At 46.7% G+C, this 272-nt stretch carries 1 pseudogene; it reads right to left on the minus strand.

What is annotated here, in order from left to right:
- A pseudogene (locus tag SB773_RS31765) lies at window positions 1-272 on the minus strand (serine protease); the annotation flags it as partial.

Raw genomic sequence — 272 nt, forward strand, 5'->3', positions numbered from 1 at the left:
CTGTCATCAAGGTTCCACCTGCAAGCGGGGATGCTTGAAGATACGTATCATTCGGTTCATTTGGATCTTTCTTAATCGGAGTAAAGCCCAGGTCCAAACGATATTCCCCATTCACCGCATTTTGCTCATACTCGCTGATGCGGATCAAATACTTGCCAGGTGACACTTCTTTTCTGACATGCTCAGACGGGTCATCACGCGTGCCATTATCATAAGGAGAATCCCAGACTGTGTTTTTCCCTTGACTCTGTTTTCCGATCGCGAGCAAAATG

The organism is Bacillus sp. SIMBA_074, from assembly GCF_046534555.1.
In the GTDB taxonomy this organism is placed as follows: domain Bacteria; phylum Bacillota; class Bacilli; order Bacillales; family Bacillaceae_G; genus Bacillus_A; species Bacillus_A mycoides.